Genomic DNA, 8237 nt, shown 5'->3' with positions numbered 1-8237 from the left:
ATTAACCCAATTTCCTCAGGTGAAATATTCGCATTTTCTATCGCTTTTTTGGCAGCTTCGAAGCCTAAATCGGATGTATTGACATCTTTTTCAGCTATTCTTCTTTCTTCAATACCTGTTCTTGTGCGAATCCATTCATCAGAGGTGTCGACTATTTTTTCTAAATCCGCGTTTGTTAACACTTTATCTGGAAGACATCTACCAATACCGATAATTCCCGCCTTCATGTTCCCAGCTCCTTTATATAACTACATTTATTATCAATTATTATGACTTGGTACTAAAATTTTAACAGTAGTTCCCCGTTTTATCAATCTTTTTATCCTATTTATGTACATTCCCCTTCTATCGTCCATACATTCTATATTCCTTTTCATAACCTATTAATAAGGGCGAAAGGAGGTAGAATGATGCTGAGTAATGAAGATGAAAGAGATCCCTTTTCAGCACTAATGTTTCCATCTAGAAAAGAAAGCAATCAAGAGACGGAGCAAATGGAAAGTGTTGAAGGAATGTCCGAGCATGAATGGCTATTTGGAAAAAGACGGTCACACCCAAAAGACGAATCTTTGAATAATAGTCCTAAAAACCAAACAGCCATCGAAAAAGCAATAAACAATGTAAATATACCAGAACTTATGAATCATTTTGACACATTAATGACATCTGCACAAAGCCTGAAACCTTTATATAAGCAAATCAAGCCGGTCATTTCATCATTTTTAAACTCTAAAAAATAAATAAAACAAGGCTGATATCTCTATTGTTCGAGAATCAGCCTTGTTTTTATTCTTCTTGCTTTGCATCTTTTACGCCAAGTTCATATGCTTCCTGCATGACTTTCGTAAACAACGTCATAAATGGCTGAATGAGCTCCATAGATAATTCAATACCTGCATTTTCTAATTGCTCCTTAGCCTCCGGTAAATATTTCATAGCAATCCCCATAAATTCCATTGTTTTGTCTTGAGACATGTTGAAAATCCTCCTATTGATTTGGCAATTCACCAGTTTCTTTATACTTTGTAATTAAAGCTGTTATTTCTTCTTCAAATGCTTGGTCCACATCGGGGCTGAATTTCCCTAAGGAGATCACATTATCTTGAAAATCAAAGGTAAGGTTTCCTGATTGCAACTCGTTCTTGCTGTATTTTTCAGCAACTAATTCATATAGTCTATCTACATGCTGAACGGTGCTCGTCAGAACAGTTGATTCCCCTAAATCAGACTGATCGGAAATAAAACCTATTGCATACAATCCGTTTTCTTTTATTTTCTCAATAACTGGCACATTGTATCCATCTCCAGCTGGATAGATTACATCCACCTTGTTCCTCATCATATGATCCAAAAAGCTTAAGGCCTTATCATCATCGTCCCAATGGCCGACATAATCGATTTGTACAGCTACATCCTTATTTTGGTATTGAGCTCCCTCAAGGAATCCTTTTACTTCTGGCTGCCATTCATATGCAGCGATAATTCCTATTTCATTGGTTTTTGTCATCTTTCCTGCTACCATTCCACCAAAAAAACCCATAGCATATGCTTCAAAGTTTAAGCTCGTTGTATTTTCCTCATGAGCATCACTGTTAAAACTCACAAAATGTATTTCAGGGTACTTATCTGCTAGGTTGTTAAAATATGGACCGTACTCATTGCCATGCCCAAAAATGAGATTAACACCTTTTTGCTCAAACTCTTTTACCGCTCTTTCCACGATTGCCTCTGAGTTCATGTCTTCTTTATAATAAACGTCAACTTTAAAACGGGATTGAATTTTTAACATTCCTTTATACCCTTTGGTCCCCCAAACCTGATCGTTGATTGTTTCTGGCACCAATAATCCGACCTTTTTCAGCTCGCCAGAAGACATAGGTTGTCCACAGCTTGTCAGGAAGGGTAGGCTTAAAAGAAGTAACACTCCAACCCGAACAAACATCTTACGCATTTTCTTTTCCGCCTTTCAAAAGGACACTCAACTAAAAAATGAAAGTCCAATTCACTTACTATTTATCTATTACATTTTACCTTTAACATATAAAGAATGAAAAGATTTTTTTGTTTCACCGAAATCCAACAACGTCCATTATTGCTCTAAAAATGGAAGAAAACTCTTTTCGTTCAAATTCTTCACCTACATTACTACCATTTACTTTATGGGATAACGATACAAAAAAACACATTACATTTCCATCATATTCATTATCATTTCGTTTCTCCCACTCTGTGAAAGGCTGAATAAATACAATTGAGGATTTAGAATTTGAAGCAATGGACTGTAACTTCCTATTTACCTTGCTATATTCATCCATCCAAACACTCTTTACGTTTTCGTCAAAGCCATTCAGAAAAACCCAAGTTGATGCTGTAGTGAAATCACCTTGTTGAAGCCACTCATTTAAACCAATTTCTTTAAAATTTGCATTTCTTCCAATCTCCATCCTTCTATCGTTATAGATCCTTTCGTCTCCTGTTTGAAGATGAATCCCTTTTACTTCATAGCCTTCTTCTAATAGTAAAGCGGTCATTTCGAATCCGAGCTCTTCCAAAGCTCCAAGTACAAGTACCTTGTCCATAAAAAAAGCCTCCCTGTTACTCGATATACCAGTATATGTGCAGGGAGTCACCAATATTCTTAGTTCTTTATTACAGTACTTTTTCATGCTGTTTTAAAAATTTTGTAACCTGTTGAGCGATTTGCTGTTTTTTCTCTGGTAGCATATAACACACAGTAACAGGTGCATTCGTATCCTCCCACTTCACTGACAATTCTTTTAGTAAATTGGATTGTTTATATGCACGATTTCCGGACAGGACATGAATAATCTTCGTTGGGGTTTTCGGCTTCACATGTCGGTCACCCTGCTCACTTATTAGTAACTCAACAATCTGATGATGCTCTTTTTCGTAGGATTGAGACAGTTCTCTCATAAGCTTCTTATAAAAGAATTTATGCTCCTTTTCCTGCTCTAAATGGTCTTTTAAAGAAAGAATAGGGTTGATAAGCACCGTTGAACGAATATTTTCCTCCATCATATCAATGAGCTTTAAGGCAACAAGTGCTCCCATACCTTCAGCTAAAATATGAATATTTTCATTAATTATTTCCGTTCGGATAATATACTCATAGAGTCTTTTCGCTAGCTTAACTGCCTTGTCACTTCCCCAATGCTTTCCGTAAAGGTTGGAATAAAAGACCGTGTAGCCTGATTCTCTGAGCTTTTGAATGAGTGTCCATTTCCCTTCATTTTGCGTCCAAAAACTACTTTTCTCATCAACAAAATGTCTTTCATCACCAATAATTAAGATACCGAAACCGCGTGGTTTTTCGGGATAATGAATCATATTCCATTCGGTATCCAGTTTAAAGTTTCGGTTCTCCATACTAAAAACTCCTTCAACGTCATTTTGCTCATAATAATGTATGAATCATTATTTAAAATGAAAGGGAGATTAGCCTAAATTCGGTGGATTGACTGATAAATTTCTACCTTGTTTTGTCAATATTCATTTATTATTTTATTGCAATATGGTAAGATGAATGAAGATTTCAATATGTAAGAGGTGAAAAAAATGAGTTACTTTTGGACATTTTTCTGGACGTTCTTATTAGTACAAATGCTTTCATACGTCGTTTCGTCCATGATTGGAGTTGCGTTTCATTTTGAAACCGGTGCCATAGTTGGAGTGATTGTTACGGTACTAATTTTTGTTATTGGTGCTGTTTTACCGAATGAGCCAAGCGGTCATGAAACACATTAATCTTTATAAAAAATGTTTGAAAAAAGTCATCCATATTCAAAGGATGACTTTTTAATTTAATCAAAGGATATTTAATTTTATTTTACCGTCTATCAATTCAATCTGTACAGTGTTTTTCTCCTTAACTTTACCTGAAATAATTTCCCTAGCTAATAGGGTCTCAATATTTCGCTGAATATATCTTTTTAAAGGTCTAGCACCGTATACAGGGTCAAATCCATGTGTAGCAATATACTCTCTTGCTGTATCCGATATTTCCACATGTATATTTTGTTCCTTAACCCGCTGACTCAATTCATTTATTAGTTTGCTAACAATTTCTTTAATCGCTGATAAATCTAAAGGGTTAAAGGTAATAATTTCGTCTATTCGATTTAAAAATTCCGGGCGGAAATGAGTTCTTAATAACTCAAGTACTCTTTCCTTTCCCTCATCCTTATTGGATTGACTTTCTAACAATATATGTGAACCAATGTTGGATGTCATAATAATTATTGTATTTTTAAAATCTACCGTTCTTCCTTGAGAATCAGTAATTCTTCCATCATCTAACATTTGTAATAAAATATTAAAAACTTCTGGATGAGCCTTCTCTATTTCATCTAAAAGAATCACTGAATAAGGCTTTCTTCTCACCGCTTCTGTTAGTTGTCCGCCTTCTTCATAACCGACATACCCAGGAGGAGCACCAATTAATCTAGAAACGGCATGCTTTTCCATGTATTCAGACATATCAATTCGAATGATTTGTTCCTCGCTATCGAATAATACTTGCGCAAGTGCTTTCGCTAATTCTGTTTTACCAACACCTGTTGGTCCAAGGAAAATAAACGAGCCAATTGGTCGATTGGGATCCTTTATTCCAGCCCGCGCTCGTAAAACGGCGTCAGAAACGAGCTCAACCGCTTCAGATTGTCCAACTACCCGCTCTTGTAAAATGCTTTCTAGCCGAAGAAGCTTCTCTCTTTCTCCTTCTACTAACTTCACAACAGGGATACCTGTCCATCGAGATACGATATTTGCGATTTCCTCCTCTGTAACCTCTTCACGAAGCAATCGTTCCCCTTGCTTCGAATTCATTTCTTCCTCCAACAGTTGAAGCTCTTTTTCAGCTGTCGGAATTTTCCCATGTCGAAGTTCTGCTGCACGATTTAAATCATATTGGTTTTCTGCATCTTCAAGCTCTCTTCTTAAATTCTCTAATTGTTCTCGTTTTACTTGGACCTTTTGAATTCCTTCTTTTTCTGTAAGCCACTTAGCCTTCATTGTAGCGACTTTTTCCCTTACGTCTGCCAGTTCCTTTTGTAGATGATGAAGTCGTTCTTTACTTTGACTATCTTCTTCTTTCACTAATGCGGCTTCTTCTATCTCTAATTGCATGACTCTCCGAGATACTTCGTCTAATTCAGTTGGCATCGAATCGATTTCGGTACGAATTAATGCACAAGCTTCATCAACTAAATCAATTGCTTTATCCGGCAAAAAGCGATCTGTAATATACCGGTCAGACAATTTGGCTGCTGTAACGATTGCTCGATCATGAATATTAACTCCGTGATGAATTTCAAATCGTTCCTTAAGCCCTCTCAAAATAGAAATGGTATCCTCCACATTCGGTTCCTGAACGACCACCTGCTGGAAACGGCGTTCTAATGCAGGATCTTTTTCAATGTATTTTCGATGTTCCTCAAGAGTTGTTGCCCCTATACAATGCAGCTCTCCTCGAGCAAGCATTGGCTTTAACATATTACCAGCATCCATCGCCCCTTCTGTTTTCCCAGCTCCTACGATTGTATGAAGCTCGTCGATAAATAGAAGAATCCGACCATCACTCTTCTTAACTTCATTTAATACTGCTTTTAATCTTTCCTCAAATTCACCTCGAAATTTTGCACCTGCGATTAAAGCACTCATATCAAGTGAAAAAACGGTTTTATCTTTTAACCCTTCCGGTACATCTTTTCTAACAATTCGTTGAGCAAGTCCCTCGACAATGGCCGTTTTTCCAACTCCTGGTTCTCCAATTAAAACAGGATTGTTTTTCGTTTTCCGCGACAAAATTCGAATCACATTCCGTATCTCCGCATCCCGTCCAATTACAGGATCCGTCTTTCCCTTTTTCACCTCTTCTACTAAGTCACGTCCATATTTATTTAATACATCATAAGTTGATTCCGGATTCTGTGAAGTCACCTTTTGATTCCCCCTAATCTCATAAATAACTTCAAATAATCTTTCCTTACTAATATTATGTTTCTTTAAATATTGACTAAATGTCGTTTCATGTATGCTAGTTGCTGCTAACAGTAAATGTTCTACAGACATGTAATGATCCTCTAGTGCATCCTTCTCTTTTTCTGCTTGGAGGAGAAGTTTTTGAAGGAGAGAAGTTATATATATATTGGTTTGTGTATTACCGCTTAATACCTCGGGCTTTCTCTCTCTAATTTGCTCCAGCTGTTCTAAGTACGGATCCACTGAAAGCTGTAGACGTTCTATTATCATAGTTGCTAAACTGTCCTGCTCTTTGAAAAGAGAAATAAAAAGGTGAGCTTCGTCAATCTCTTGATGGTTTGATTTTCTGGCTAGCGCTTGAGCCTCCGAAAACGCCACCTGCACCCGTTCAGTCATTGATTGAAAATCCATAAGGCTCCTCCTTTGACCATTTTTGACCTTTATTCAATTTCTATTATAATCCATTTTTCGCATAAGTAAAGCCATCCATAGAGGATGGCTTGCTTAGTTATGAGTGTACTTTGGTGCGTATGTCCATTGGCGCTCGTCATTTGTTGATTCTGGGAAACGTTCGCCTGCTTTTAGCTTAATTTTTTTAGGGTTCGTAACCATAGAACCTGTATCACCAATCTCTATATAGACACCATTGTTTGGTGCCTTATCACCTGAACGAAAACGATGGTTTTGTCCCATAATCCCACTCCTTTCTAATGGTCGATTATAGTATTACCCAAATAAAAAAATCCCTGCGAAATCGCAGGAATCCTTTTTTATCCAAGTAATTCAACTAATAAAGCCTTTTGGGCATGAAGTCGATTTCCAGCTTGATGGAAAACAACTGAGTTTTCGCCATCAATCACCTCATGTGAAACTTCTTCCCCACGATGAGCAGGTAAGCAATGCATGAATAAGTAATCAGGCTTAGCATGACTTACAAGTTCTGCATTTACTTGATAATTGGCAAATGCTTTTAGGCGAATCTCATTTTCTTCCTCTTGCCCCATACTCGTCCATACATCTGTATATACAACATCAGCTTGATTTGCTGCTTCAACAGCGTCGTTTGTAATAATCACGGATCCACCTGTTTGTTCAGCAATTTCTTTCGAATACGTCACAATCTCTGGATTTGGTTCATATCCAGCTGGACTTGCTACAGCGATATGCATCCCCATTTTCACTGCACCAATAATGAGGGAGTGTGCCACATTATTGCCATCACCAATATAGGCAATTTTCAGACCAGTTAATGAGCCTTTACATTCCAAAATTGTTTGAAGATCAGCAAGTGCTTGGCATGGATGATACATATCTGTTAGTCCATTTATGACGGGAATTGACGCATGCTTAGCAAGTTCTTCAACCGTATGGTGATAATGAGTACGGATCATTATTCCATCAATATACTCTGATAACACCTTTGCCGTATCAGAAATCGGTTCCCCTCTTCCAATTTGCAAATCTTTTCCGTTTAAGTACATTGCCGATCCTCCAAGCTGAATCATTCCTGCTTCGAATGATACACGTGTTCTTGTGGAAGACTTATCAAATATCATTCCTAGAATTTTCCCTTTTAGTGGCGTATATGACTCTCCAAGCTTAAAAGCATTTTTTATTTTTATCGCGTTTGTTAAAAGATCATTAATTTGTTCTGATGAGTAATCTCTTAATGTTAACATATCCTTTAAGTCAGCTTTTTTCTCATTGGTTTTAACCGAGATCATGTAAGCTTCACCTCTCTTTTCTTTGATAACCATTCATTAAGTGAATGAACGGTAAATTCCTTTACTGTTTGCCCAGCTAGGAAAGCTACTAATGTTTCTTCTTCTGTAAATGTAAGTACACGATTTTTCGTAGCTGTTTCCCTTACTTTTTTGTCTTCAAGTCCTTGATCAGGGTTGTAATAAGCAATAATTTCCTCTTCTTTAACTTTGGTTGCCGATAATTCATTTGCTTCTATAATTGCTTCTTCATCTATTCCAGCTTGTTTGATTTCAGAAATATAACTTGGTTTTACCGCTACTTTTCCAGTAGGTCGGTCTTTCAATAAGGTGTGGAAGGACTTCTTCATCGCTTCCTCATAAGTCATTGCTAGACTTATTCCTTCTCCCGTTGATCTCATCTCTGGACTCACCTTTGAATCTAACCCTTTTAACGCATAATTTGAAAACACAGGGTACTTCACACAAACAAATGGGAGATCATTTAAATTCAATGATTCATCATTTTTCGACAAC

General features: G+C 37.0%; 9 protein-coding genes and 2 pseudogenes. 2 read left to right on the top strand and 9 right to left on the bottom strand.

Annotated elements, in window-relative coordinates; genetic code table 11:
* Positions 1-227, bottom strand: a pseudogene (locus ACGLXV_RS17540) (3-oxoacyl-ACP synthase); the annotation flags it as partial.
* Between the two features lie 180 nt (positions 228-407).
* Between ACGLXV_RS17540 and ACGLXV_RS17535 the strand changes: the two are divergent.
* Positions 408-740, top strand: coding sequence for a hypothetical protein (locus ACGLXV_RS17535; protein WP_391559636.1), 333 nt, complete (start codon positions 408-410; stop codon positions 738-740).
* A 46-nt stretch (positions 741-786) separates the two neighbouring features.
* Here ACGLXV_RS17535 and ACGLXV_RS17530 read toward each other — a convergent pair whose 3' ends face one another.
* The 4 genes from ACGLXV_RS17530 to ACGLXV_RS17515 all read right to left on the bottom strand — a co-directional run bounded on the left by ACGLXV_RS17530 (position 787) and on the right by ACGLXV_RS17515 (position 3387).
* On the bottom strand, positions 787-975 hold the full coding sequence (locus ACGLXV_RS17530) for a ComZ family protein (protein WP_119707243.1): 189 nt from the start codon (positions 973-975) through the stop codon (positions 787-789).
* A 13-nt stretch (positions 976-988) separates the two neighbouring features.
* Positions 989-1942: a BMP family ABC transporter substrate-binding protein gene (locus ACGLXV_RS17525; protein ID WP_483880585.1), complete on the bottom strand. Its 954-nt coding sequence runs from the start codon at positions 1940-1942 to the stop codon at positions 989-991.
* Between the two features lie 124 nt (positions 1943-2066).
* The gene (locus ACGLXV_RS17520) at positions 2067-2579 is read right to left on the bottom strand and encodes a hypothetical protein (protein WP_391559634.1); all 513 of its coding nucleotides are present in this window, start codon (positions 2577-2579) and stop codon (positions 2067-2069) included.
* Positions 2580-2649: 70 nt separating this feature from the next.
* Positions 2650-3387, bottom strand: a complete 738-nt coding sequence (locus tag ACGLXV_RS17515; RefSeq protein WP_119707240.1) for a hydrolase — start codon at positions 3385-3387, stop codon at positions 2650-2652.
* Between the two features lie 189 nt (positions 3388-3576).
* Between ACGLXV_RS17515 and ACGLXV_RS17510 the strand changes: the two genes are divergently transcribed.
* Entirely contained in the window at positions 3577-3765 is a 189-nt protein-coding gene (locus tag ACGLXV_RS17510; protein ID WP_119707239.1) for a YjzD family protein, read from the top strand.
* A 60-nt stretch (positions 3766-3825) separates the two neighbouring features.
* Here ACGLXV_RS17510 and clpB read toward each other — a convergent pair whose 3' ends face one another.
* From clpB to ACGLXV_RS17490, 4 genes and pseudogenes are all read right to left on the bottom strand, one after another.
* Positions 3826-6411 carry an ATP-dependent chaperone ClpB gene (gene clpB / locus ACGLXV_RS17505; RefSeq protein WP_391559633.1) on the bottom strand — a complete coding sequence of 862 codons (2586 nt, stop codon included), beginning with the start codon at positions 6409-6411 and terminating at the stop codon, positions 3826-3828.
* Between the two features lie 93 nt (positions 6412-6504).
* Positions 6505-6693 (bottom strand): YjzC family protein, encoded by a 189-nt coding sequence (locus tag ACGLXV_RS17500; protein WP_119707237.1) that lies wholly within the window; start codon positions 6691-6693, stop codon positions 6505-6507.
* Between the two features lie 77 nt (positions 6694-6770).
* Entirely contained in the window at positions 6771-7724 is a 954-nt protein-coding gene (gene argF / locus ACGLXV_RS17495) for an ornithine carbamoyltransferase (RefSeq protein ID WP_391559632.1), read from the bottom strand.
* A pseudogene (locus ACGLXV_RS17490) lies at positions 7721-8237 on the bottom strand (carbamoyl-phosphate synthase large subunit); the annotation flags it as partial. The gene argF and the pseudogene ACGLXV_RS17490, both read right to left, overlap by 4 nt.

Source organism: Robertmurraya sp., from assembly GCF_036676585.1.
In the GTDB taxonomy this organism is placed as follows: domain Bacteria; phylum Bacillota; class Bacilli; order Bacillales; family Cytobacillaceae; genus Robertmurraya_A.
Note: the sequence above shows the minus strand (reverse complement) of the source record. Positions and strands in the feature narration are given on the sequence as shown.